The following is a 25,023-nucleotide window of genomic DNA, read 5'->3' on the forward strand; positions in this document are numbered from 1 at the left end:
GTTGTGCCGGCCAGGCCGGCGGTTTCAGGTTCGTGGTCTGGGTCGGATGCGGCTGGCAACCGCCCTCTCCCTCCCACGGCCTCTTCATGCGTGAGGCTGAAGCCTCCCGCGTTACCCGGTCAGACCTTCTCGACCTGTCCGAATTCCAGCTCGACCGGCGTTGCGCGACCGAAGATCGACACCGCGACCTTCACGCGCGAGCGCGCCTCGTCGATTTCCTCGACAACGCCCGAGAACGAAGCGAACGGGCCGTCGGCCACGCGCACGTTCTCGCCGATCTCGAACGACACCGACGCCTTCGGCCGTTCCACGCCCTCCTGCACCTGATGCAGGATGCGCATGGCCTCGGCTTCCGAGATCGGCATCGGCTTGTTTTCGGCGCCGAGGAATCCCGTGACCTTCGGCGTGTTCTTGATCAGATGAAACGCTTCGTCGGTCAGCTTCATCTTCACCAGCACGTAGCCGGGGAAGAACTTGCGCTCGGCGTCGATCTTGCGGCCGCGGCGCACTTCCGTGACCTTCTCGGTCGGCACCAGCACCAGCTCGAACAGCTCCTCGAGCCCGCGCTGCTTGGCCTGCTCGCGGATCGATTCGGCGACCTTCTTCTCGAAGTTCGAATAGGCGTGGACGATGTACCAGCGCTTGTCGGACAGTTGAGCGGTTGCTGTTGCCATCAGTGAATGCCCAGAAGGAAGGTGATGAGGTAACGGATGATCTGGTCGGCGGCGAAAAAGAAGATCGAGGCGACGGCGACCATGACGAACACCATGATGGTGGTGATCGTGGTCTCACGCCGGGTCGGCCAGGTGACCTTGGCGGTCTCCGAGCGCACTTCCTGCAAGAACTTGAACGGGCTGACTGCCATCGTTTTGAGGTCCAGCGTCCGTCGACAGACGCACATGAATTTCAGGGATCCGAACAGCCGCCGTTGGCCCAGCCCTCTGTTTCGAAGGATGAGCCGGAAACCGGGCTCGATTGTTCGGGGATTTCAAAGCCGCGCCGGAGATCCGCGTCTAACGGGCCGGCTGCGAGTGCGGGGTATCTACTGCGGATGGGACCAAAGGTCAAGATAGAGAGGGCTCGCCCGGGCGAGCCGACCTCCTGGGGCGGGAGAGCAGAGCCAAGGCGGATCAAAGGCTTATACGACCAACCCTGGCACGGCGTGACCGCTGCGTCCCATCGCCTCCTTCGGAGCGCCCCGCCGGGGGGCCCGCCGCCTCGGCCGCCGCGCGATCAGTCGGCCCGGTCGACCATCGAAATGCCCGGCAGCGGCACCACGAACTTGCCGCCTTCGGCGAAATAGCGGGCGTGCTTGGCCCGGATCGGGTCGACATAACGCCAGGCGAAGACGACCACGAACGCCGGCTTGCGCTCGTAAAGGGCGGCAGGCGGCAGGATCGGGATGTCATAGCCCGGGCCTGCCATCACGTTGCCCTTCTTGGAGTCGTCATCCACCAGGAAGTCGATCTTGTTCTCCAGGCCGAACTGCGGCAGCAGCGTCGTGGTGCCGACCGAGACGCCGTAGCCGGCGACCGGCTGACCGCGCGCATGGGCGGCGTCGGCCATCGCAATCAGCTCGTCGCGGATGGCCGCGATCCGCTTCACGTACGGCGCATAATAAGCCGGCTGATCGACGCCGAGACGGTCTTCCTCGGCAACGAAGCGCGCGACTTCGGCCGACGGCTTCTTGGCACCACCGGCGCGCTGCACGGTCACGCGGATCGAGCCGCCCTTGGTCCAGATGTGCTGGACGTCGATCAGCTCCATGCCGAGCCGGGCAAAGAAACGGATCAGCGGCTTGATGTTAAAATAGGACAGATGCTCGTGATAGACGGTGTCGAGCAGGTTCTTCTCGGTGACGTCGACGCCGTATTGGGTTTCGAACACGAACAGCCCGTCCGGCGCGAGCACGTCGCGAACGCCGATCACCAGCGGATCGAGATTGTCGACATTGGCGATCATGTTGTTGGCGATCACGACGCTCGCCGCGCCGTGGCTCTGCAGGATACGGTGACCGATCGCATCGGTGAAGAAATCGCCGATGGTCTCGATCCCCGCCTCGGTCGCGCGCTTCGCGATGTCGACGGCGGGATCGACACCGAGCACCCGCATTCCGCGCTCCTTGAAGAAGCCGAGCAGCGATCCGTCGTTGCTGCCGAGCTCGACGACCAGGGAGCCCGGAGCAATGCCGAAGCGGCTGACCACGTCGTTGGCATAGCCGGCGAAGTGCTCGCGCAGGCCGAGCGAGAGCGAGGTGGTGTAGACGTAGTTGCGGTACTGGATCTCGGGATTACCGACATGGAGAATCTGGAGGTGACCGCAATCCCTGCACAGATGCAGCGCCATCGGCACCGCCGCGCGGAAGACCGGATCGTCGACGCTGGCATCCGGCACTTGGAAATTCGGCGTGCCGATGGGCATGCCGGCCATCGGGACGACCAGCTCTTGCTTGTCCGAATGACAGAGGCGGCAGGTGTGGCGGACGTAGAACAGATTTTTCATCGAGGAACCGGAAAAGGGAGTCATGCGCGCAGGTGAGGCAATCCCACCCTGTGAAAATCAGATCGAGAGTCGCGGTCCAAGCGAATCAAGGGTGGCTCGATACCTCCTCGGCCGCCGGCCCGTAGTTCGGGAATTCGTCCGTAGCCTTCGTAGCTTTCGCCGCCCTGTCCGCTGAATACAAGCCGCGCTCCGGACTTGCCAGCCAGATCGCGCCGCCGACGAGTCCGATGATCACGCTGATGGCGCCCAGCAGGAGCGAAACCGACAGCGCTTGCTCGGAAGGAACACCCGCCAGACCGAGACAGGCGACCATCGCCCCCTCGCGGACGCCCCAGCCGCTGATCGAGATCGGGACCGCCGTCAACAGCACCACCGGCGGAATCAGGATGCCGGCGTCCACCATCGAGAGCTGCGCTCCGACACCGCGCGCCAGGGCGTAGCAGGCCGCCGCGGTCACGAGATGGATCAGCAGCGCCGACCCGAACAGCAATACGCGGCGCTCGGATTGCAGGAGAAGAAACCTGACCAGCGTTCCGAACCGGACGAAGCTTGCGATCGCCGGATGCGCGATGAGGCGCCTGGGCAGCCGGTCGAGCGTCAACAGAACCGCAGTGCCCGCGATGCCGGCCAGCGTCAGCCCGCCGATGGCCAGGATCGCGGCCTGATTGGACACGCGTGACATGAGGAACGGCAATCCGGCGACCATCAGCACGATCAGCCCGATCAAGGCGGTGAAACGATCAGCCGCGACGCCCTTGACCGCCTCCGGCCACTGCACGCCACGCTGGCGCAGCAGCCACATCCGCACAGCGTCCCCGCCGACCGACGACGGCAACACTTGATTGAACCAGAGGCTGATCATGAGAATGCGCCAGCCCGCGAGCCAATCCAGCGAGACGCCGAGCGCACGCATGATCAGCGCCCACCGGCCGTTGAGCACGAAGGTCTGGAAGAAGATCAGCGTCAGCGCGAGGACGAACAGGAGAGGATCGACCGAGACGAGATGGCTGCGCAATTGTCGCAGGTCGAGACCACGCACGATGTAGACCAGCACCGCGATCGACAGCAGGAGCTTTACTGAAAACAGGGCCGCCTGCTTGAACCGCGACTGCATCGGGTGCCCGCCTCAGGATGCCGGATATTCCGCACGACCGATGACGAGGTCGATCGCGGCCATCATCCAGAACTGGTGCGTCGTCTCGACAATGTTGTAGCTGCGGCTGTCGACGAAGAAATTGACGTCGCCGAGATTGCGCAGAGGATTGTCCGCATTCATCCCCGACAGCGTGATGACGTCGAGCTTCATGGTCCGCGCCTGCGCAACCGCATTGAGGATGTTCTTCGAGCGTCCCGACGAGCTGATCGCGACCAGGCAGTCGCCGGCACGGGCGTTCAAACGCACGGCGTGCGCGATCCAATCCTCGAAGCCGTAATCGTTGGCAAGGCACGACATCATGCTCGCGTCGCTGAAGCAGAGCGCGGGCACCGCAGCGTTCTTCGAAAGATCGATCGCCAGATGCGAAGCGATTCCGGCGGAGCCGCCATTGCCGATGAAGATGACGCGGCCACCCTGCTCGCGCGTGCGCAACCAGACGGCGCGGGTGGCGGAGATCCGAGCAAAGACGCCGTCGTCGATCGCCGTCGCGCGATGCAGGCGCCCCACATAATCGTCGAGGAAAGCCTTGTGATCGGGATCGACGGACTCGACAGGCATGGGCTGGCGGCTCGGCTGCAACATGACGTCCTGATACCGGCTATCACCAGGGATTGCAAAGGCATAATGCTTGCAAAGTCGGCGAGCGGCTGATAGTCGGCTTTCGGGTTTCACTCAACATTGGCCGGCCTGTTTCGCTGGGCATTCGCGTCACGGATGTTCCCCATGAAATGCATTGTCACTGGCGGCGCAGGTTTCATCGGAAGTCACCTCGTCGATCGACTCATCGACGATGGCCATGAGGTCATCGCGCTCGACAATTTCGTCATCGGCCGCCCCGAAAATCTGGCCTCGCGCGCCAAATCGAGCCAGCTGAAGGTGGTGCGGGCTGACGTCACCGACCTCGAATCGATCAAGCCGTACTTTCACGGTATCGACTGGGTCTTTCACCTCGCGGCGCTGGCCGATATCGTTCCCTCGATTGAGTCGCCGCTCCCGTATCATCGCGCCAATGTCGACGGCACCGTCAACGTCCTCGAGGCGGCAAGGCACGCGGGCGTCAAGCGTTTCGTCTACGCCGCCTCATCGTCCTGCTACGGCATTCCCGACGTCTACCCGACGCCGGAGAGCGCCGAGATCCGGCCGATGTACCCTTATGCACTGACCAAGAATCTCGGCGAGCAGTGCGTCATGCATTGGTGCCAGGTCTACAAGCTGCCCGCGGTCGCGCTGCGCCTGTTCAACGTGTACGGGCCGCGCCATCGCACCACCGGCACCTATGGTGCCGTGTTCGGCGTGTTCATGGCGCAGAAGCTTGCCGGCAAGCCCTTCACGGTGGTCGGCGACGGCGAGCAGACGCGCGACTTCACCTTCGTCAGCGACGTCGCGGATGCCTTCGTGACCGCCGCGCGCTCCGATATCTCGCAGGAGATATTCAACGTCGGCTCGGACAACACCTACAGCGTCAACCGCCTCGTCGAGCTTCTCGGCGGCGACAAGGTCCACATCCCCAAACGTCCGGGCGAGCCCGATTGCACCTACGCCGACATCACCAAGATCAAGCGTGTCCTGAACTGGGCGCCGAAGGTGAAATTCGAGGACGGCGTCGCGACCATGCTGAGATCGATGGATCAGTACAAGGACGCGCCGCTGTGGACGGTCGACAAGATCGCCGACGCCACCAAGGACTGGTTCAAATATCTCGGTGACGACAAGGGCTCACCGAAGGCAAGCTAGTGAACAGGTTCGCGGGATATCCTTGCCGCGATTCGATCATTTCCGGGCGGCCATTCGAGACCTACCGGCGCTTTGGGTGATTCACATGGCTAATGCACGCACAGACAGGCCGGCCGTCCATCCGGCACCGCACGACAAGATCAAGACGGTCGAGCAGCTTGGCGAGGTGGCGCGCGCCGCGCAGGCCAAGGGCTTGACCGTCGCGCTCTGCCACGGCGTGTTCGATCTGGTGCATCTCGGCCACGTCCGGCACATCCTGGCTGCGCGCAACGAGGCCGACGTGGTCATCGTGACCATCACTGCCGACCGATTCGTCAACAAGGGCCCGGGACGGCCGATCTTTCCGGAGAACATGCGCGCCGAGATGCTGGCCGCGCTCGGCACGGTCGACTGGGTCGGCATCAACCAGACCTCCAGCGCCGAGCCGGTCCTCGATACCGTGCGCCCCGATATCTATGTGAAGGGTTCGGACTACGAGAACCCCGAGGATGACGTCACGGGCAAGATCGCGGTCGAGCGCGAGGCCGTCGAGCGTCACGGCGGGCGAATCGTCTTCACGCGCGACGTGACCTTCAGCTCCTCGTCGCTGCTGAACCGCTACTTCGACATCTACGATCCCCCGCTGCGGGACTACCTGCAGAAGGTCCGCGAAGGCGGCGGCGCCGAGCGGTTGCTGAAGATGATAGACAAGATCCAGGACATGCATGTCGTGCTGGTCGGCGATACCATCATCGACGAATACCAGTACGTCACGGCGCTCGGGAAGGCGTCGAAGGAGAACATCGTCGCCACCCTGTTCAAGAATGGCGAGCAGTTTGCCGGCGGTGTCATCGCCGCGGCCAACCACGTCGCGAGCTTCTGCAAGTCGGTCGAGATCGTCACGACGCTGGGCGGCAGCGATTACCCCGAAGAGTTCATTCGCGCGCATGTCCGCCCGAATGTCACGGTGACGCCGATCCGCATTCAGGGCCGCCCGACGACCCGCAAATTGCGCTACGTCGAGATGGGCTATCTGCACAAGCTCTTCGAAGTCTACACCATGGACGACACGCCGCTCGACGAGACCACGCGCAAGGAGATCGACCGCGTCACCGCCGAGCGCGTGCGCGGCGCGGACGTGGTCATCGTCACCGATTTCGGTCATGGCATGATCGCATCCAGCACGATCGGGGCGTTGATCGCGAACTCCAAGTTCCTGGCGGTCAACGCCCAGAGCAACAGCGGCAACCACGGCTACAATCTGATCACGAAGTATCCGCGGGCCGACTACATCTGCATCGACGCGCCGGAAGCGCGGCTCGCCGCCACCGACAAGTTCAACGACATCGCGTCGGTGATCGAGAACGGCCTGCACCGCGAGATCGATTGCGACAACATGATCATCACGCACGGCTCCTTCGGCTGCTACCCCTTCTCGTCGAAGACCGGCGTCGCGCGCGTGCCCGCTTTCACCAAGACCGTCGTCGACACGGTCGGCGCCGGCGATGCCTTCCTGACGATTACGGCGCCGCTGGTGGCGGCCGGCGGCAACATCGAGGACGTCGCTTTCATCGGCAATGCGGCGGGCGCGATCAAGGTCGGTATCGTCGGCCATCGCAGCTCGGTCGAAAAGGCACCGCTGGTCAAGTTCGTCACCGCGTTGTTGAAGTAGCGCGATCGGAAAATCTGGAGAACGACAGTGATTGATCAGAAATGGAACGTGATGGTCACCGGTGGCGCCGGCTATGTCGGCAGCGTGCTGGTTCCCCAGTTGCTGGCGGCCGGCCACAAGGTCACCGTGCTCGACCTGTTCATGTACGGCGACGACGTCTTCAGCGCCGTTCGCGACAATCCTAACCTTCGCCTGATCAAGGGCGACATTCGCGACGAGGCCGCGATCAACGAGGCCCTGCGCGGCAACAATGCGGTGATCCACCTCGCCTGCATCTCCAACGACCCCTCGTTCGAGCTGGATCCGGCGCTCGGCAAGTCCATCAACTACGACTGCTTCCGACCCATGGTGCGGGCCGCGAAGAAGGCCGGCATCAAGCGCTTCATCTACGCCTCCTCGTCGAGCGTCTACGGCATCAAGGACGAAGCCGAGGTGACCGAGGAACTGTCCTGCGAGCCGCTCACGGACTACTCCAAGTTCAAGGCGATGTGCGAGACCGACCTCGCCGAAGAGGCGGCGTCCGGCTTCGTCACCTGCACGGTTCGTCCCGCGACCGTCTGCGGCTACGCTCCGCGGCAGCGGCTCGACGTCGTCGTCAACATCCTGACCAACCTCGCGGTCAACACCGGCCGCATCCGCGTGTTCGGCGGAACGCAGAAGCGGCCCAATCTGCACATCCAGGACATGTCCGCGGCCTATCTGTTCCTGCTGCAGCAGGATGACGCGAAGATCGACGGCAAGACCTACAACATCGGCTACGAGAACCACTCGCTGATGAAGATCGCCGACATCGTCAAATCGGTGGTCGGAGACAACGTCGAGGTGGCCGTCGAGCCGACCGACGATCTGCGCTCCTACCACGTCTCCTCGGAGAAGATCCGCCGCGAGCTCGGATTTGCGCCGACCCACACGATCGAGCAGGCCGTGTCCGGCCTCGTGGACGCCTTCAGGGGCGGCCGCCTGCCGAACTCGCTGAACGATCCCCGATATTTCAACATCAAGATGATGCAGAACATCAGCCTGAAGTGAGCGGCGTGCGGATCGGCATCGATTTCGACAACACGATCATCTGCTACGACAAGGTCTTTGCCGCCGTCGCGCGGCAGCGTGGGCTGGTGCCGGAGGGCTGGGTCGGCCTGAAGACCGAGGTGCGGGATCACTTGCGGTCCCGCGCCGGCGGCGAGCTGGCCTGGCAAGGGCTGCAGGGCTTCGTCTACGGCAAAGGCATCGGCGGCGCCACGATCTATCCGGGCGTGCGCGAATTCCTCGCGAGCTGCCGCAAGGCCGGTGCGCGCGTCTACATCGTCAGCCACAAGACGCAGTTCGGCCATCAGGACCCCGACCGCGTCGATTTGCGCGAGGCCGCGCGGGGCTGGCTGAAGAGCGCGGGCCTCATCGACGCCGCCGATGCGGCGCTGGCGGCGGGCGATGTCTATTTCGAGGACACGCTGGCGGCCAAGGTCGAGCGGCTTGCGAGCCTGAACCTCGACATCTTCATCGACGATCTCGTCGACGTGTTCGAGCAGCCGCATTATCCCAAGGCGACGCGAGCGATCCTGTTCACGCAGTCGCAGCCGCCTCATCCCGGCCATTGCGAGCCGATCGCGAGCTGGGCGGAGATAAGCCGCGGAGTGTTCGCGCAATGAGCGGGCCGGAGCTGAGCGCGCAGGATGCAATTTCGATCGGCAGCCGCCTGGCCGGGGCGCAGGTCGTCGCCGCCCAACCGGCGCGGTCCGGCGGCAACAACCGGGTGTTCCGGCTGGAGATGGCGAAGGCACCGCCCCTCGCCCTCAAGCATTATCCGTCCGACGGGCGTGATCGCCTCGGACAGGAATACGACGCGCTCACGTTTCTCTCGCGACACGGCATGACCACGACGCCGCGGCCGATCGCAAAGGACACAGATGCGTTCTGCGCGCTGTATCAATGGTTCGACGGAGACGCGGCGGTGCTGCGTCCCCAGGAGAACGATGCCGACCAGCTGGCCGATTTCCTGATCGAGTTGCAGAAGCTGCGCGACGCCGAGGGTGCTCGGGCTCTGCGCAACGCCTCGGCCAGCATCTTTTCGCCCGAGGAAGCCATCGCCCAGTACGAGCAGCGCCTCGACGGGCTGAGGCGGGCCTCGGACCATCATCCGGAGCTGCGCGCGTTCATCGACGGCAGCCTGGTTCCCAGCACGACCACCGCCATTCGACGGCTTCGCCAGCGCTATGCGGAACTGGGCCGGGATCCCGCAGCGGAGCTTGCGCCTGCGCATCGCGTGCTCAGCCCGTCCGACTTCGGGCTGCACAACGCCCTGCGCGGCGACGACGGCCGCCTGCGCTTCATCGACTTCGAATATTTCGGCTGGGACGATCCCGTCAAACTCCTGTCCGACACCGCGATCCACCCGGGCAGCGATCTGCCGGCGGCAAATGCGAATCGCCTGATCGAACGCCTCACGCAAGCCTTCTCGGCTAGGGATGACGCGTTTGCGGTCCGCCGTGACGTGCTGTATCCTCTGTTCGGGGCGATTTGGTGCCTGATTGTCCTGAATGCCTATTTGCCCGAAAGCCGCTCCCGGCGCGCCTTGGTTGCGCAAGGTGGCGATCTGACGGTCCGCCTTGCCGGTCAGCTCGACAAAGCCCGCCGGCTTCATCAGACGATTTGCCAACGTGATCCAGATCTCACCCCACGCTGAAGCTGCCCTCACCTGCACGCTGGACGAGCGCAGCCTCTATCTGCGCCGTCTGGTCCTCGGTTCTGTACGTTCAGCCGGACGCGGCCATGTCGGTCCGGCCCTGTCGCTGATCGAAATGGTCCGCGTGCTCTACGACGACGTGCTGCGGATCGACCCGACGAACCCACGCGACCCCGATCGCGACCGCGCGATCCTCAGCAAGGGGCACGGTTGCCTCGCGCTCTACGCGCTGCTCGCCGATCGCGGTTTCTTCCCGCTGTCGGAGCTGGCCGGCTTCTGCGGTCCCGACAGTATTTTGGGCGGACATCCCGAATACGGCATGGTGCCGGGCGTCGAGGCATCGACCGGCGCGCTCGGCCACGGCCTGTCGATCGGCGTCGGCCTTGCGCTCGCCGCCCGAATGCGCGAGCGCAACTACCGGACCTTCGTCCTGCTCGGCGACGGCGAGATCAACGAGGGATCGGTGTGGGAAGCCGCCATGGGCGCGGCCAAGCACGGGCTCGATAATCTGGTCGCTATGATCGACTACAACAAGCTCCAGAGCTATGGGCCCACCGACTATGTGCTGCCGCTGGAGCCGCTCGCCGACAAGTGGCGCAGCTTTGGCTTTGCCGTGCAGGAGGTCAACGGCCACGACGTCGGCGCCTTGCGCACGGTCCTGAAGCAGATTCCGGCCGTCCCGGGAAAACCCACCGCGATCATCTGCCATACCGTCAAGGGCAAAGGTCTGCCGGCCGCGGAATCCAACGCCGACTGGCATCACAAGAACAAGCTGACCGACAGCGAGCTCGACGCCATTCGCGTCGCCGTCGGCGATTTTTGATCGGCTCCCCATGCGCAACACCGCGATGAACATGGTCCACAAGCTCGCTGCGCGAGACGAGCGTGTGCTTTACATCGGCTCCGATCCCGGCGCCGGCACGCTGCGCGCGATGAGCAAGGAGTTTCCCAAGCGCCATCTGATCGAGGGCATTTCGGAAGCGCACATCATCGGCATGTCGGCCGGTCTCGCGATGGAAGGTTTTGTTCCTTACGTGAACACCATCGCGACCTTCCTGACCCGGCGCTGCTATGAACAGGTGGCCGTGGATCTGTGCCTGCACAATCTGCCGGTGCGGCTGATCGCCAATGGCGGCGGCCTCGTCTACGCGCCGCTCGGCCCCACCCATCAGGCGATCGAGGACATCGCCATCATGCGGGCGCTGCCGAACATGACGGTGATCTGCCCGTGCGACGCCGACGAGGCCGCGCGTATGATGGAGCAGACACTGGACTGGAAGGGCCCGATCTACATTCGGCTCGGGAAAGGCGGCGACGCCATCGTCTCGAAGGCCGAGCACGGCTTCGAGATCGGCAAGGCCATCCTGATGCGGCCGCCCGGCGACGTCGTGATAATCACCACGGGCATCATGCTCCAGCGTGCCCTCGCTGCGGCCGACCTGTTGGGCGCGCAAGGCATTCGCGCCGGCATCCTGCACATGCATACGGTCAAGCCGCTCGACACCGAAGCGCTGCTGCAGGCGGTGCGCGCGACGCGCCTGCTGGTGACGCTCGAGGAGCACGTCCCCTCCGGCGGCCTCGGCAGCGCGGTCGCCGAGACGTTGATCGACAAGCTCGGTTCGGGCCTGCCTGCGATGCTGCGGCTGTCGCTGCCGGACCGCTTCATGCACAATTACGGCTCGCAGGATTCGCTGCTGAAGAAGCATGGACTCTCCGCTAGCGCCATCGCGACCTCGATCGAGCGCACGCTTGCCGCCTCGCACCCCTCCTCTCCTCAACTCCATTCCACCTGACGGGTCACATGTACGACGTTCGATATTCCTATCTGCTCGAGCAATTCTCCGACCCCGCCCCGATCCTCGCCGAGATCGGCCGGCTGGTGGCGACCGGGGACTTCACCCTTGGCAAGCCCGTTGCCGAATTCGAGAAGCGCTTTGCCGAACTGATCGGCGTGCGCCACGCCATCGGCGTCGGATCGGGCACCGACGCGCTCAAGCTGCCGCTCAAGGCGCTCGGCATCGGTCATGGCGACGAGGTCATCACCGCCGCCAACACCTTCATCGCCACCGTCGGTGCCATCGCGGAAACCGGCGCGACGCCGGTGCTGGTCGATTGCGACGATTCCTTCTGCATGAATGTCGACCAGGTCGAGGCCGCGATCACTGCGAAGACCAAGGCGATCATGCCGGTGCAGTTGACCGGCGAAGTCACCGACATGGGCAAGCTGATGCCGATCGCGCAGCGTCACAATTTGCCCGTGGTCGAGGACGCCTGCCAGGGCATCCTGTCGGAGTTCGCGGGCAAGCGCTCCGGCACCCACGGCATCGCCGCCGGCTTCTCGCTGCATCCGCTGAAGAACCTCAACGTCTGGGGCGATGCCGGCGTCGTCGTCACCAACGATGACGGCATGAACGAGAAGCTTCGTCTCATCCGCAACCACGGCATGAAGAACCGCGACGAGATCGCGATCCTCGGCTGCAATTCGCGGCTCGATTCCTTGCAGGCCGTCGTCGGCAATTGGCTGATCGGCCAGACCAGCGAGATCACGCGGCGCCGGATCGAGAACGCCGCCTATTACGACGCGGGCCTTGCCGGCCTGCCTGGCCTGCGCGTTCCCGCGCGCCGGCCCAACGTGAAGCACGTCTATCACCTCTACATGGTGTTCGCCGAGCGCCGCGACGAGCTCTACAAATACTGCCTGGACAATGGCATCGAGGCCAAGATCCACTACCCGATCCCGCTGTATCAGCAGGAAGGCCTGAGGCATCTCGGCTACGCGCCCGGCACCTTCCCGGTCACCGACCGCCACGCCAAGGAGGTCATCAGCTTCCCCGTCGACCAGCACCTGACGCGTGCCCAGCAGGACCGCGTCATCGAGACCGTCAGGAAGTTCTGCCATGGACGCTGACACCGGCCGCCGGCGCATCGGTTACGTCAATCTTCCCGCGCAATTCGAGGAAGAGCGCGCCGAGATCATGCAGGCGGTCGAAGGCGTATTCCAGCGCGGCGACTTCATCGGCGGCGCGGCAGTCGGAAAGCTCGAAGAGGAATTGTCGGCCTATCTCGGCTCGCCCCATGTGGTGACGCTGAATTCCGGCACCGACGCACTGATCCTCGCCTTGCGCGCGCTCAACATCGGCCCTGGCGACGAGGTGATCACCCCGCCGAATTCGTTCGTGGCATCGACCGCCGCAATCATCGCGGTCGGCGCCACGCCTATCTTTGCGGATGTGCTGCCGGACCAGAACATCGATCCGGCTGCGGTCGAGGCAGCCGTCACGGCGCGCACCAAGGCGATCATGCCGGTGCATCTGACCGGGCGCATGGCCGACATGAACCCGCTGATGGCGATCGCGGACAAGCACGCGCTCGCCGTGATCGAGGACAGCGCGCAAGCCGTCGGCTCGACCTATGACGGCCGCATGAGCGGCACCATCGGAACGTTCGGCTGCTTCTCCGCCCATCCGCTGAAGAATCTCAACGCTGCCGGCGATGCCGGATTCCTCGTCACTGCCGACGCCGACCTGGCCGCCAGGATCCGCCGGCTGCGCAATCACGGCCTGATCAACCGCAGCGACGTCCAGGAATGGGGCATCGTGTCACGGCTCGACACGGTGCAGGCCGAAGTGCTGCGCATCCGCCTGCGTCATCTGCCCTCGGTGATCGACCGCCGGCGGCGCAACGCCGCGCAATATCGCGCCGAGCTCGAAGGGCTTCCTCTGTTCATCCCGCCCTGCCGCAACATCGAGTTCAACACCTTCCATACCTTCGTGGTGCAGACCGACCGCCGCAACGACTTCCAGAAATATCTCGCCGACAAGGGCATCGAGACCGCGATCCACTATCCGGTCCCGATCCACCTGCAGCCGGCGGCGGCGCATCTGGGGCACGGCCGCGGCGCGTTCCCCGTAACCGAGCGGCAGGCGAACCAGATCCTCACGCTTCCCATCAACCAGTTCCTGTCGGCCGCCGACATCAGTTACATCTGCGCGACCGCCCGGGAGTACTTCGCATGACGGATACGGACTTCCTTCAGGCCGATGAGCAGGCGCTGGCGCAGCGCTTCATCGACAACGGCTTCGTCACCACGCCGGCCGACGATCGCGCTGGGCTCGACCGCATCCAGCGGCGCGCCGCCGAGCTCGCGGCGGACTATCTGAAACTGCCGCACAGCAACGATCCCTACGCGATGCTGGACAGCATCCACACGCGCGTGAGCGTCGACGATCTCAATGGCCTGCGGCTGCACGTCTTCAACGGCCTGAACGCCGAACCATGGTTCCGGCCGACCTATTTCCGCCTCGCGCGCTCGACCATCGAGACCATCGTCGGCAACGAGCTCTGCATGCAGCGCCGCGTCAATCTCAGCATCCAGATGCCTGGCGACGATTCCTCGCTGCTCGCCACCCATTCCGATGTCTGGTCGGGCGACTCGCCGTTCGAGGTCGTGGTATGGGTGCCGCTGGTGGACGTCCACCGCACCAAAGCGATGTATCTGCTGCCGCCGTCGCTGAACGGCGACATGCAGGACCGAATGGCAAGTCTGCGCAGCGCCGAGGAGCTGTACAAGACCATCAAGCCGCACGCGACCTTCATCGAGATTCCCTACGGTCACGTGATGCTGTTCAACCAGACCCTGATGCACGGCAACCGCGTCAACGAAGAGCCCGGCACGCGGTGGAGCATGAACTGCCGCTTCAAGAGCATCATGTCGCCTTACGCGGACAAGCGCTTCGGCGAGTTCTTCGAACCGATCCTGCTGCGCCCGGCGACACGGGTCGGCATGCAATACAAGCTACCGGGAGGCTTCCATGGCTGAGCGAGCCGGCCATCGCGGCTATATCGGTGCCCGGCCGCTGAACGGCAGCCGCACCCCGCAGCACGTCCAGAACATCGTGATCCGCGACTACGCGCGGCGCAAGAACCTGCAGTTTCTGCTCAGCGCCGTCGAGCACATCATGCCCGGCAGCTACATGGTGCTCGAGGACATCCTGGACGAGCTGCCCCGCCTGAACGGCATGATCCTCTACAGCATCTTCATGCTGCCACCCGACGAGGCTCGCCGGCGGGAAATCTACGACCGCGTGCTGCGCGAAGGCTGCGACCTCCACGCCGCCGTCGAGGAGATCACGTTGTCGTCGCGGAAGGACATCCAGGCCGTCGAGGACATCCTGCTGGTCAATCAATACGCGACCATCCTGTGACGATGCCGCGAACCGGTTGACGATCATGGCCGAGGTCAACCTGCTCCAGCCGATGCACGCTTCGACCAGGCGGAACTACGTTCAGCGCGTGGTCGAGCACGACAAGGGGGAATCCGCCGCCGTGGCACGGCAATGGGGCCGCGACTATTGGGACGGCGATCGGCGCTACGGCTATGGCGGCTATCGCTATGACGGACGCTGGCGCCCGCTGGCCCAGACCCTGATCGATCGCTACGGCATCAAGCCCGGCATGAGCGTGCTCGACGTCGGCTGCGGCAAGGGCTATTTGCTCTACGAGTTCACCCAGCTCGTCCCCGACCTCACCATTGCCGGCATCGACATCTCCGACTACGGCATCGCCAATGCCAAGGAGGAGGTCCGGCCGCTTCTACAGGTCGGCAGCGCCGTCGAGCTCCCCTACCCCGATCACAGCTTCGATCTCGTGGTGTCGCTCGGCGTGCTGCACAACCTTCCGCTCGAGGACGTGTTCCGCGCGGTGCCCGAGATCGAACGCGTCGGACGCGGCACCTCGAAATATCTGATGGTGGAATCCTTCCGCAACGAGCGTGAGAAGGCCAATCTGCTCTACTGGCAGCTCACCTGCCTGAGCTTCCACGGCCCAGAGACCTGGGCGTGGATCTACGACAAATGCGGCTATCGGGGCGACCATGGGTTCATCTTCTTCGAATGAGGCGACGGGCCGGCGCCGGCCGACCTCGCTGCGCGCGCAAAATCCCGAAGTCTATTATTCGGACGACACCATCGTCACGGCGGATGACGCCACGATCGCCGAGCTCAAACGCATCGCCGCCGGCAACCCGCGTCTACGCAGCCGGCTGTGCACGCACCCCGACCCCTCGTCCGGCCTGCACGAGATGCTGATCGTGCATCATCGCGAGGCTTATGTGCGGCCCCACAAGCATTTTGGCAAACCTGAATCGTTTCACGTGATCGAGGGCACCGCACAGGTCGTGATCTTCGAGGACGACGGCCGCATTCGCGACGTGCTCGAGATGGCGCCCTACGGCCAGGGCAAGCGCTGCTACTACCGGATGCCTGAACAGGTCTTCCATTCGATCCTGATCACATCGGAATGGCTGGTGTTCCACGAAACCACCGCCGGGCCGTTCGATCCCTCCCGCACGGCATTTCCCGATTGGGCGCCCGACGGCAGTGACGCTGCCGCGGTGCAGGACTACTTCACAAGGATTGGTGCCCTAGCCGCGGAGCAGCTGGCGAGGCAAGGTTGAGAGCCGTGACCGCTCCGCTGGTCCCGATCATCTTCACATGACGGCGAGCTCGACTGGTGGAACGGGCTGACGATGCGACCTGGGAAGAAGACAATCATTGTCCCGACCAAATTCATGGTCTCCGCCGGCATCATCGTTCTGGTCGCGCGCGACCTGGATCTTTCGTCGCTCGAGGCGGACCTTCTCGCTGTCAAATTGCACATGCTCGCGCTGGCGATGGCGCTGCTGTTCGCGCAGACGTTCGTCCTGTGCAACTGCTGGATTCTGATCCTCCGCGCGATCGGCGTGTCTCTGGATTGGGTGGCCGGATGGCGCATCGTTCTTGCCAGCGCCTGGTTCAATCAGGTGTTGCCCTCCGGCGGCGAAGCGGTCCGCATATGGATGTTGCGGCGGCACGGAATAAAGTGGTCGCAGACGTTGAGCAGCATTGTCGCAGATCGGTTCATCGGACTTCTGACCCTCGGCTTGCTCATCTTGCTGGGAATGCCGTTCTTGATTTCGCGCATCCATGACACCGTCTTGCTGTTCGCCGTCGCAGCGATCGTCGCTGCCGCATATTTCGGCGCAATTGTCCTCATGACGTTGGGTAGGTTGCCGGGCCGCATGACTGCCGTTCTTCCCGTCCGAATCATGCAGTTTGCGGCGCTTCTCGAAGCGCCGCTACTTGCCAGAGCCGGACGCAAAGCCTTGTTCAATTCAGCCATTGTTGTTCACCTTCTGACCGTTACGGCTTCTTATACGCTCGCGATTGGCGTGGACGCCGGGTTGTCCGCACTCGACGCGTTCGTCCTCGTGCCGCTGGTCATCATGGCGGCCGCCGTTCCGCTCTCGATCGGAGGATGGGGCATTCGCGAGGGGGCGATGGTCGGTGCGCTCGGGCTCGTCGGCATCGCATCCGACAAGGCGCTCGCGATATCGATCTTGCTCGGGCTCTGCAATCTCGTCGTCGGTTTCATCGGGGGCGCGGTGTGGCTGCTTGCACCGGAGCGTGCGACTTACGGCGCCGAACCGGATGACACTGCAACATCGCTCCGCCAGCGGTAATTGCGCGAATCTTGGGGGACGTGCACCGCATGGAACTGCCGCGGTAGCCGGAGAAGCCGGATGCCATTGATCAAAGACGACCGTGCTGCGGCGCGGAGCTGTTCCGACGCTGGTGGCGCGGGAGGACAGGGTAAGTTAGGAATTGTGGCGCAGGCGGCGCCATTATATAGGCTTGAACCAGTTTGAGTCTCGCCCGGGGGCTATGTCCCCCTGTTCTTCCTGCAAAGAGCCAGACCATTGACCGACCATTGCCGCCTTTGCCATTCGACCAACCTGCGTCCGGTCATCGACCTCGGACTGATGCCGATTGCGCATCGGCTTCGGCATAGCCGAAACGAGCAGGACGAACGCTTCCCGTTCGAGGTGCTGGCCTGCGGCGATTGCGGCCTGCCCCAGATCGTCAAGCCGATCGATCCCGAGATTTTGTACCGCCAATTCAACTACAATTTCAGCAGCTGGAAGCCGGAGCCGCATCAGGCGGACGAGCTCGACACCATCGCGAAATTCTCCAAGCATCAATCCGTGTTCGAGATCGGCTGCAATGACGGCCTGTTCATGGACAAGCTGCGCGAACGCGGCACCAAGGTCATGGTCGGCGTCGAGCCCAATCCGGTGTCGGGCAAGATCGCCCGCGAGCGCGGCATCAAGGTCTATGCCGACATGCTCAGTCCGGAGATGGCCCACGACGCAGTCGCTCAGTCCGGAAAGTTCGACCTCGTCATATCGCGTCAGGTGCTGGAGCACATTGTCGATTTCGAGAACTTCTTCGACTGCGTCAAGATCGCCCTCAGCGACGACGGGCTGCTGTTCATCGACGTGCCCGATTTCGCCCCCGGCTCGGCGGCGGGAGACCTCTCCGTCCTCTGGGAGGAGCACGTCAGCTATTTCACCGAACCGACCCTGCTCGCGCTGCTGGCGCGCCACGGCTTCGAGGCGGTGTCCGTGAAAAAATACAATTTCAGCGGCGGCAGCCTTGCGATCGCAGCCCGCCGTGCCGCGGGCACGGTGACGGTGCCGCCTGCGCCGTCCGGCGTCGGCGAGAAATTCGGCCAACGCGCGAGAGAGTATGGCGCACGTCTTCGCCCGGTTCTCGCCAAAGCCCGCGCCAACGGCGCCGGGATCGTCATCTACGGCGCCGGCTGCCGTGCCTGCACTTTCACGAACGCGCACGAGCTGGCGGATCTCGTCGACCTCTCGGTCGACGATCAGAAGGAGCGTCAAGGGCTGTTCCTGCCCGGCACCGGCATCCCGATCCGTTCGCCGGATGATCTCGCCGGCAAGTCGGGGCCACTCGTCTGTCTTCTCGCCGTGAACGAAGAAAACGAAGCCAAGGTCAGCAAGCGGCTGCGCGAAAATGTGAAGCGTCCGCTGCAGATCGTTTCGATCTTCGCGCCCTCCGACATCTGGAGTGAGCTCGATCGTCTCGAGGCGGCGCTAAGGTCGTAGCATGGCTGAGGACAAGCTCTTCAACTATTACGAACGTCAGGACGTCTTGCCGACGTTCGGGAACTTCAAGTCCTCCACCGAGCTCGAAGCCTACGCGAGCCAGCGGCGCGAACTGTTCTCGGACAAGCTGGTGCTGCCGCCGCGGCTGTTCCGCAATGCCGAGGTGCTCGAGTTCGGCCCCGATTCCGGCGAGAATGCGCTGGTGTTTGCCGGCTGGGGCGCGAACATGACGCTCGCCGAGCCGAACCGGCACGCCCACCCCAAGATCGAGGCCTACTTCGCGCATTTCGGCCTGACCGAACGTCTCCGCGAGCTCGCCCTGGCCGATGTCGAAGGCTTCCGCAGTGATCGCCGCTTCGACATCATCGATGCCGAAGGCTTTATCTACACCGTGCAGCCGAGCGGAAAATGGCTCGGCATCTTCCACCGCCTGCTCAATCCCGACGGTTACGCCGTCGTGTCCTATTACGAGCGCTACGGCGGCTTCTTCGAGCTCGCGCTCAAGGCGATCCACGCGGCCGGCAAGGCATTGACCGGTCGCCCCGCGCTGGAGACGGCGAAGATGCTGTTCGAGGCGAAGTGGAACAGCATCCCGCACACCCGCAGCTTCGAATCCTGGCTGATGGACGTGCTGGAAAATCCGTTCGTCAGGTATCGCTACTTCCTCGACGCGGCCGCACTGTGCGCGGCGGCGCATGAACAAGGTTTCGACATCCATTCGGCATGGCCCGCCTACCGCGACAGCCTGGACATCTATTGGCACAAGAAGGTCTTGTCCGGTGACGAGAAGCTGCATCGCGCGAGGCGCCATCTCGACCGCAGCCGCCTGAGTTTCCTCGGCGGGCGAAAGCTGTATCTGGTCGGCACGTCCGATGCCGTGCAGGCAATCTCCGCGTCGATCGAGGCGCTGGTGCTCGACGTCGATGGGATGATCGACGATCCCTTCGGCGAGAGCCTGCCGCGCGTGGTCGCGGGCCTCGCGTCCCTGCGCGAGACGATCCGCACCGCAGACGTACTCGCCGACGACGCTGCGAACATCGAAGCCATCACGGCAACGCTCGACAGTTTCCATCGCATCTTTGGCGCGATCGGGCGACGCGATGCGTCCGCGGTCACCGCCCTCACCCAGTCGGATCCGGCCTTCATCAACACATGGGGACAGCCGGCGCATTTTCTCGTCGTCCGGAAGCGTCTCGAGGGATCGTAGCCAGTGAAGCCAGGCATTGGCATCATCGGAACGGGCATGGTCGGCCAGATGTGCCACCTCGCCAATTTCGCTGCCAATCCCGCCTGCCGCGTCGTCGCGATCGCCGATCTTCGGCCGGACCTCGCTGCCGCCGCAGCGCAGAAGTTCGGCATCCCCAAGCTTTACGGCACGCACCGGGAGCTGCTCGCGGACAGCGCGGTGTCCGCCGTCGTCGTCGTGACCAAGCGTCGTGCCACGGGCCCGATCGTGCTGGAGGCGTTGAACAGCGGCCGGCATGTGCTGTCGGAGAAGCCGATGGCCTACACGACGGCCCAGGCCATTTCGCTGGTCGAAGCCGCGCGGCGGCAAGACCTCGTCTACAGCATCGGCTACATGAAGCGTCACGATGCCGGTGTGGCACGGGCGCGGCAAGTGCTGGCACGCCTGCGTAGCGACCAGTCACTCGGACGCATCGTCCGGGCCACAGGCTGGTGCTTCGGCGGCGACACCGGCCGGTCGCAGGACAATTTCGTGATGACCGGCGAAGCGCGGCCGGACGGGCTCGAGCTCTGGCAGGATGGCCCCGACTGGATGCCGAGCACGATGCGTCCCGGCTACGACAATTTTCTGAACGTCTTCAGCCATGTCATCAATCTCTCGCGCGACCTGCTCGGATCGTCGCCGACGGTCGGCGAAAGCACGATCGAGACTTCGGGAGCCGCGCGCATCACGCTCGACTTCGACGGCATCGCCTGCGCGCTGGATCTCGTGAACGGCTCTGAAGGAGCCTGGCGCGAGGGACTGACGATCAATTTCGAGCGCGGCGCGGTGACCTTGGCGTTGCCCCCACCCTTTGCCGAGCAAGAGGCAGAGGTCATTATCGACCATGATGGTCAAAGCACGCGCTTGACGGGTGAAACCAGCTGGGCATTTCGGCGCCAGGCCGACGCCTTCGTTTCCGACGTCGCCGCGCGGAGCACCCCGCTCGCTTCCGGCGAGGATTCGGTGATCGATATCGCGCTCGCGGAAACAGTCTGGAAGCGGCTGGCTAGCGGCTAGGCTCAGCACTCTTGCTTGCACCATCGAGCGGCAGGATGCCGGGGATCGGACCCGCCTTGATCGTGACCTGCGCAAGTCGAGACAGGAACTCTGCAACATCGCAGCGCGCCAGCAACCGGCATGCATAGTACTTCCGCACCAAAGCCTGGTTTGGCGCGGCGCCGCTCCGTCAACCGCTCGCTGCAGTCGCATTCGCTGCGGTTCATCCTGAATTACCTGTTCGGCTTCTGGCTGTCCGACTACCACAGCATGATCGTCTATCCCGTGAAATGGCTGCGCCAGATCGCGGTGAAGGCCGACGGCTACGGTTATCAGATCTCTGCGCTGGTCTCGCTGCTCCAGCTCGGCCTCACCTACGTGCAGGTGCCTGTCAGCCTAAACGCGGAACTGAAGGGGTCATCCCGTGCCCTGCGGCTGCGCACCTATTTCGAGCTCGGCGGCACCATCGTCTCGCTGCTGCGCCGCGACCCATCCGGAACGTCGATCTCAGCCAGGTTTCCAGCGACGCAGAGCGTGTTCAGGCGCGCTAGGCGAGCCTCCTTGGGGCCTGGCACTGGACATCAGGGGGTCGCAGCGCATGGCGATTCGCCTCAGGGACGCGCTCGTCCCTATCCCGCCAGCATCTGATCTAAGTCGTTGATTTAACTGGCAGGAGTGGCAGGGCTCGAACCTGCGACCCCCGGTTTTGGAGACCGGTGCTAGCCTGGAACAGGCCCTAACCTGAGATAACCTGGCTCCCTCGATAAGCCATTGAGATGGTTGCTATTTACTTCTAAGTTCCCTCTAGATATAACCTAGGGTAACACTACTTAACTAGTAGTTCTGTTTACCCCGAGGTTACCCCGAGATGAGGATGCTCCTTATCCTGCTGGCGGCGGCAACCATCGCCCCGCTGCCCGTTCCTAAGCCCCCCGTCCCCTCCTCCTGCCCGTCAGGCTTCTACGCTGCGGGAAACTACTGCAGCCCGACCAGCCCTCGCTCCCGAGCGGCGATCCCGCGCACCGGCAACTCCTGCCCCTCCGGCTGGACCCGAAGCGGCGCGTTCTGCCAGAGCAACTAGAGGAGGCCCGAGCATGACGAAGCAACTGACAGCCGCCGCCGTTGCGAAGCTCAAGGCCGGCAAGACCCGGCGGGAGGTACGGGACGCAGCCAGCGGGCTCTCCCTGTTGATCCAGCCATCCGGCCACAAGAGCTTCATCATGAGGTTCAGGAGACCAGACGGCCGGAGTGCCAAGCTGACGTTGGGAGAGTTCGATCCGGAGGCGCCGGAGCTGGAGGGGGCGCCGCAGGTCGGCATGAGGCTGACCCTCGCCTCTGCTCGCTGGCTTGCTGCGGAGGTCAACCGACAGCGGGCGATGGGCAATGATGTGATCGCTGACCTCTCGGCAGCGAAGGCTAGGCGGCGGATCGATCTCGATGCCCGCGCTCTCACCTTTCCCATCGCCGTGCGGCAGTTCGTCGACGAGTATCTGAGGAATCCCCGAAAGAAGCGCGGGATCAACAGGGGCTGGGCCGACGTCGCGAGAGTCCTCGGCCTCGCGCGTCACGAGGAGAAGGACGAGCTCTCGATCATCAAGGGCTCTCTGTCCGCGCGCTGGTCCGATCGCCCGGTCAGCGAGATCACCGAGGCGGACATTCACGCCGCGGTCGAGGAGGCCCGGAGGAAGGGCATCCCCGGACTCGAGCGGCGAGCCAAGGGCGTGTCGGATGCTCGGGGCAGACACCTCGGCCGAGCACTGGGCAAGCTATTTGGTTGGCTCAAGCAGCAGCGCAAGATCGCGGTCGATCCGACCGACGACGCCTTCGTCCCCGCCCCGCCTCAGGAGCGCAGCCGCGTCCTGACCGACGCCGAGATCAGAGCACTGTGGAAGAGCGCAGGACGCCTCGGCTATCCCTTCGGTCACGTCCTCAGGCTCCTGCTCCTCACCGGCTGCAGGCGCGACGAGGTCGCTGGAATTCAGAAGAGCGAGATCAGCGAGAACGGAAATCGCTGGATCATCCCCGACGCCAGGACGAAGAACAAGCTGCCCCACCTGGTCGCTCTGACCGACATTGCCAGGGACCTCCTCGTCGAGGCCGCCACGTTCAACGGCAGCTCCGGACTCATCTTCACCACTACCGGAGAGACCGCCGTCTCCGGCTTCTCCAAGCTGAAGCCCAGGCTGGACGAGATGATGAGGGAGGAGCTGGGCGACGCCTTCCGGCCCTGGCGCATTCACGACATCAGACGAACCGTCGGCACCGGCATGGCCTCGATCAGGGTGCCTCCGCACGTCGTCGAGGCTGTCCTTAACCACGTCAGCGGCTTTCGCTCTGGCGTCGCCGGCGTCTACAACGTCTACGAGTACGAGGACGAGAAGCGCGAGGCACTGGAGAGGTGGGCCTCCCACCTCGACCGGCTCGTCGGCACCGACTCGGCGAGCAACGTCGTCTCGATCTGGGAGGCGAAGCGATGAGTGCGAGGCCCCCCTACGACATGGACTCGTTCTACAAGTTCCGGAATGCGGACCCGGATGAGGAGGCCCCCGAGGGCAGCGTGCTCGCTGCCGACGTCGATCTAGTCGTCGCCGAGCTCTGCCCGTCGCCGGATAAGTTGGAGGAGCATCACTGCAGCATAGAGGAGTGTCGCCGCAGCATCGCCCTCGCCATATGGAAGATCAGGCAGGTCGATCTGAGCAGGACGGCCAAGCCGGGACTCGTCAAGAAGCAGCTGAACAGGATCGAGACTGCGGCGAGGAAGCTGCGCGTCGAGATCAGCAGGCTGCCCGATGACGTTGCGCGCAAGCTGAGGCCGGCCAACTTTGGTCGACTGATCGAGAAGTCGGCAGTGCTGGCGAGCAAGATCACCGTAAGGGCTAGTGGCGGTGCCAAGCCCGCCAGGCTCGCCCGCGCCAGAAAGATGGTCGCGGCTCGGCACGCCTTCTCGCTCTGCTACTTCTGTGAGGGGATTCAGTCGCGAACGAAGGACGGACCGTACGTCAGACTCACCGAGCTACTCTTCAAGACAGCGACCGGCAAGCAGGGCAGCTGCGCCAATGCGTGCTCCGAGCAATTTAAGGAACTGCACGAGTACGGCCTCTTCGATGAGACGAAGTGGCGGCAAGAGGTGGCGACGGAGAGAAAGCTTCGAGCCGCGAGGACCTAGCCTCACAACAGCGAAAAAATAGTCACTGTCGTGAGGTTTTTTATCTGTTAGGTCAGGTTCTAACCTTTGGGCCTTCCTTCTAACAGGAGCCCTCGATGTCCCTAAGACCAGCTAAGCAGCAGGAGCCGGCGGACCAATATGAAGCTGCGGCGACCGACCGCCCGAAGTGGGTGCGCAATAGCCGGCTCGCCGAGTACTTCACCGTCTCTGCGATGTGCTTGTGGAGATGGAAGCGCGACCCTTCGCTGAAGTGCCCACCGTCGTACGTCGTGAATGGGATCGAGTACAACGATCTCGACGCGTGGGACCGGTGGATGCGCAACCGGATCATCTCGCACCTTAACCGTAGCAGGCCGGGTAAGGGCAAGGCGCAGTCTAATGCCAAGACCTAAGAGGTCGAGGCCCTCGGTAGGCCAGGTTCGCTGGGTCTACTTCGCCCCCGACGGAAGCGAGCTCGACTACAAGTCAGAGCCGATGAACACGAGGACGCTGCGGGTCGAGATCACGGCCGTCGGTCCCTACTACGTCGACGAGGAGACCTGGACCCACAATAAGAAGTTCGCCGCCAGGCCGTCGCTTGATCGCGCCTGGCAAGCAGTCCTGCCGGAGCACGTCAGAAATTCTGGCTGGGTGATCGCGGACCACCACGACGGGGCGGGCTCGACCAGGTGGGTCAGGAGGAGGACGAGGAAGCCGGAGGAGAACTGATGGCAATCAACATCCACGACGAGAAAATCAAGGAACTAGAGAGCAAGGTGGCCAGGCTCCTGGCCAAGCTGAAAGCAGCTAAGGCCGAGAGGGATAGGTGGACCGAGGGCTTAGTACCCATTGAGGATCCCACCGAAGAGATCAAGAGCCGGCTCGACTCCGTCGCCGACGTCGTCCGGCGGTTGAGGCCCGAAACGAGATGACGCGGACGAGAGAGAAGCCTCTGGCCGTCTGCGACACTCGCCGGGTCAGGCGGCG

28 protein-coding genes are annotated in these 25,023 nt (G+C 63.9%); 23 read left to right on the plus strand and 5 right to left on the minus strand.

What is annotated here, in order from left to right:
- Positions 1–119: 119 nt before the first annotated feature.
- The 5 genes from nusG to ML401_RS21135 form a co-directional block, all read right to left on the minus strand.
- Positions 120–674: a transcription termination/antitermination protein NusG gene (gene nusG, locus ML401_RS21115; protein WP_007602985.1), complete on the minus strand. Its 555-nt coding sequence runs from the start codon at positions 672–674 to the stop codon at positions 120–122.
- Entirely contained in the window at positions 674–865 is a 192-nt protein-coding gene (secE, locus tag ML401_RS21120; RefSeq protein ID WP_007611620.1) for a preprotein translocase subunit SecE, read from the minus strand. Before secE ends, nusG begins: the two co-directional genes overlap by 1 nt.
- A 368-nt stretch (positions 866–1,233) precedes the next feature.
- The gene (locus ML401_RS21125; RefSeq protein ID WP_259212640.1) at positions 1,234–2,502 is read right to left on the minus strand and encodes a class I SAM-dependent methyltransferase; all 1,269 of its coding nucleotides are present in this window, start codon (positions 2,500–2,502) and stop codon (positions 1,234–1,236) included.
- An 85-nt stretch (positions 2,503–2,587) separates the two neighbouring features.
- Positions 2,588–3,616, minus strand: a complete 1,029-nt coding sequence (locus ML401_RS21130; RefSeq protein ID WP_212068458.1) for a lysylphosphatidylglycerol synthase transmembrane domain-containing protein — start codon at positions 3,614–3,616, stop codon at positions 2,588–2,590.
- Between the two features lie 12 nt (positions 3,617–3,628).
- Positions 3,629–4,216 (minus strand): SIS domain-containing protein, encoded by a 588-nt coding sequence (locus ML401_RS21135; protein WP_249132241.1) that lies wholly within the window; start codon positions 4,214–4,216, stop codon positions 3,629–3,631.
- A 165-nt stretch (positions 4,217–4,381) separates the two neighbouring features.
- Here ML401_RS21135 and ML401_RS21140 point away from each other — a divergent pair, with 165 nt between their 5' ends.
- The 23 genes from ML401_RS21140 (at position 4,382) to ML401_RS21250 (ending at position 24,968) form a co-directional block, all read left to right on the plus strand.
- The gene (locus ML401_RS21140; protein ID WP_285806763.1) at positions 4,382–5,392 is read left to right on the plus strand and encodes an SDR family oxidoreductase; all 1,011 of its coding nucleotides are present in this window, start codon (positions 4,382–4,384) and stop codon (positions 5,390–5,392) included.
- Positions 5,393–5,477: 85 nt separating this feature from the next.
- Complete coding sequence (locus ML401_RS21145) at positions 5,478–7,043, plus strand: PfkB family carbohydrate kinase (protein WP_285806764.1); 1,566 nt, start codon at positions 5,478–5,480, stop codon at positions 7,041–7,043.
- Between the two features lie 27 nt (positions 7,044–7,070).
- Positions 7,071–8,072, plus strand: a complete 1,002-nt coding sequence (locus tag ML401_RS21150; RefSeq protein WP_211419174.1) for an NAD(P)-dependent oxidoreductase — start codon at positions 7,071–7,073, stop codon at positions 8,070–8,072.
- 5 nt (positions 8,073–8,077) lie between these two features.
- On the plus strand, positions 8,078–8,689 hold the full coding sequence (locus ML401_RS21155) for a hypothetical protein (protein ID WP_285806765.1): 612 nt from the start codon (positions 8,078–8,080) through the stop codon (positions 8,687–8,689).
- Positions 8,686–9,723 carry an aminoglycoside phosphotransferase family protein gene (locus tag ML401_RS21160; protein WP_285806766.1) on the plus strand — a complete coding sequence of 346 codons (1,038 nt, stop codon included), beginning with the start codon at positions 8,686–8,688 and terminating at the stop codon, positions 9,721–9,723. Before ML401_RS21155 ends, ML401_RS21160 begins: the two co-directional genes overlap by 4 nt.
- Positions 9,698–10,546, plus strand: coding sequence for a transketolase (locus ML401_RS21165; protein WP_285806767.1), 849 nt, complete (start codon positions 9,698–9,700; stop codon positions 10,544–10,546). Before ML401_RS21160 ends, ML401_RS21165 begins: the two co-directional genes overlap by 26 nt.
- A gap of 10 nt (positions 10,547–10,556) precedes the next feature.
- Positions 10,557–11,516 carry a transketolase family protein gene (locus ML401_RS21170; protein WP_285806768.1) on the plus strand — a complete coding sequence of 320 codons (960 nt, stop codon included), beginning with the start codon at positions 10,557–10,559 and terminating at the stop codon, positions 11,514–11,516.
- An 8-nt stretch (positions 11,517–11,524) separates the two neighbouring features.
- Entirely contained in the window at positions 11,525–12,631 is a 1,107-nt protein-coding gene (locus tag ML401_RS21175; RefSeq protein WP_194402808.1) for a DegT/DnrJ/EryC1/StrS aminotransferase family protein, read from the plus strand.
- The gene (locus tag ML401_RS21180) at positions 12,621–13,739 is read left to right on the plus strand and encodes a DegT/DnrJ/EryC1/StrS aminotransferase family protein (RefSeq protein WP_285806769.1); all 1,119 of its coding nucleotides are present in this window, start codon (positions 12,621–12,623) and stop codon (positions 13,737–13,739) included. Before ML401_RS21175 ends, ML401_RS21180 begins: the two co-directional genes overlap by 11 nt.
- Positions 13,736–14,542: a sporadic carbohydrate cluster 2OG-Fe(II) oxygenase gene (locus ML401_RS21185; RefSeq protein ID WP_211419168.1), complete on the plus strand. Its 807-nt coding sequence runs from the start codon at positions 13,736–13,738 to the stop codon at positions 14,540–14,542. Before ML401_RS21180 ends, ML401_RS21185 begins: the two co-directional genes overlap by 4 nt.
- Complete coding sequence (locus tag ML401_RS21190) at positions 14,535–14,927, plus strand: LIC12192 family sporadic carbohydrate cluster protein (protein WP_194402811.1); 393 nt, start codon at positions 14,535–14,537, stop codon at positions 14,925–14,927. The genes ML401_RS21185 and ML401_RS21190 overlap by 8 nt, the downstream gene beginning before the upstream one ends.
- A 25-nt stretch (positions 14,928–14,952) precedes the next feature.
- On the plus strand, positions 14,953–15,618 hold the full coding sequence (locus ML401_RS21195; protein WP_285806770.1) for a class I SAM-dependent methyltransferase: 666 nt from the start codon (positions 14,953–14,955) through the stop codon (positions 15,616–15,618).
- Entirely contained in the window at positions 15,596–16,177 is a 582-nt protein-coding gene (locus ML401_RS21200) for a WbuC family cupin fold metalloprotein (RefSeq protein ID WP_285806771.1), read from the plus strand. Before ML401_RS21195 ends, ML401_RS21200 begins: the two co-directional genes overlap by 23 nt.
- 114 nt (positions 16,178–16,291) lie before the next feature.
- Positions 16,292–17,221: a lysylphosphatidylglycerol synthase transmembrane domain-containing protein gene (locus tag ML401_RS21205; RefSeq protein WP_285806772.1), complete on the plus strand. Its 930-nt coding sequence runs from the start codon at positions 16,292–16,294 to the stop codon at positions 17,219–17,221.
- Positions 17,222–17,458: 237 nt separating this feature from the next.
- Positions 17,459–18,667 carry a class I SAM-dependent methyltransferase gene (locus ML401_RS21210; RefSeq protein ID WP_285806773.1) on the plus strand — a complete coding sequence of 403 codons (1,209 nt, stop codon included), beginning with the start codon at positions 17,459–17,461 and terminating at the stop codon, positions 18,665–18,667.
- A gap of 1 nt (position 18,668) precedes the next feature.
- The gene (locus ML401_RS21215) at positions 18,669–19,874 is read left to right on the plus strand and encodes a class I SAM-dependent methyltransferase (protein WP_285806774.1); all 1,206 of its coding nucleotides are present in this window, start codon (positions 18,669–18,671) and stop codon (positions 19,872–19,874) included.
- A gap of 3 nt (positions 19,875–19,877) precedes the next feature.
- Positions 19,878–20,912 carry a Gfo/Idh/MocA family protein gene (locus tag ML401_RS21220; protein ID WP_285806775.1) on the plus strand — a complete coding sequence of 345 codons (1,035 nt, stop codon included), beginning with the start codon at positions 19,878–19,880 and terminating at the stop codon, positions 20,910–20,912.
- A gap of 120 nt (positions 20,913–21,032) precedes the next feature.
- Positions 21,033–21,539 (plus strand): hypothetical protein, encoded by a 507-nt coding sequence (locus ML401_RS21225; protein WP_285806776.1) that lies wholly within the window; start codon positions 21,033–21,035, stop codon positions 21,537–21,539.
- Between the two features lie 446 nt (positions 21,540–21,985).
- Positions 21,986–23,368, plus strand: coding sequence for a site-specific integrase (locus ML401_RS21230; protein ID WP_285806777.1), 1,383 nt, complete (start codon positions 21,986–21,988; stop codon positions 23,366–23,368).
- Entirely contained in the window at positions 23,365–24,057 is a 693-nt protein-coding gene (locus ML401_RS21235; protein ID WP_285806778.1) for a hypothetical protein, read from the plus strand. Before ML401_RS21230 ends, ML401_RS21235 begins: the two co-directional genes overlap by 4 nt.
- Positions 24,058–24,152: 95 nt before the next feature.
- Entirely contained in the window at positions 24,153–24,449 is a 297-nt protein-coding gene (locus ML401_RS21240; RefSeq protein ID WP_285806779.1) for a hypothetical protein, read from the plus strand.
- The gene (locus tag ML401_RS21245; protein ID WP_285806780.1) at positions 24,436–24,765 is read left to right on the plus strand and encodes a hypothetical protein; all 330 of its coding nucleotides are present in this window, start codon (positions 24,436–24,438) and stop codon (positions 24,763–24,765) included. Before ML401_RS21240 ends, ML401_RS21245 begins: the two co-directional genes overlap by 14 nt.
- Positions 24,765–24,968 (plus strand): hypothetical protein, encoded by a 204-nt coding sequence (locus ML401_RS21250; RefSeq protein WP_285806781.1) that lies wholly within the window; start codon positions 24,765–24,767, stop codon positions 24,966–24,968. The genes ML401_RS21245 and ML401_RS21250 overlap by 1 nt, the downstream gene beginning before the upstream one ends.
- Positions 24,969–25,023: the final 55 nt, after the last annotated feature.

The sequence above is a fragment of the Bradyrhizobium sp. 62B genome, assembly GCF_030272265.2.
In the GTDB taxonomy this organism is placed as follows: domain Bacteria; phylum Pseudomonadota; class Alphaproteobacteria; order Rhizobiales; family Xanthobacteraceae; genus Bradyrhizobium.